Source organism: Flavobacterium sp. NKUCC04_CG (genome assembly GCF_019345525.1).
Taxonomy (GTDB): Bacteria; Bacteroidota; Bacteroidia; order Flavobacteriales; family Flavobacteriaceae; genus Flavobacterium.
Map to the genome: position 1 here is coordinate 1 of NZ_JAHKRA010000084.1, position 229 is coordinate 229.

At 42.4% G+C, this 229-nt stretch carries 1 pseudogene; it reads left to right on the forward strand.

The window, feature by feature from the left end:
• Positions 1 to 229: pseudogene (locus KO524_RS15630) on the forward strand (hypothetical protein); the annotation flags it as partial.

Consider the following 229-nt stretch of genomic DNA (forward strand, 5'->3'; position numbering starts at 1 on the left):
TGATGTGGTTGGTGATGTGAGTTCAAACTTTGACAGCATTGCGAACAACCCGGCTGTTTTAGAAAAACTAAAATCGATCATCAAATCCTCTGAGGGACCGGTTACTTTTGATGGAACTACTTTCAAGTATAGCGATAACGAGGGGAACTCCCAAACCTTAACTCTTGCTGAATTGGTAAAAACCCACGAAACCCTAACAACTTTAACCAAGGGGAATGCGGGTACCTAT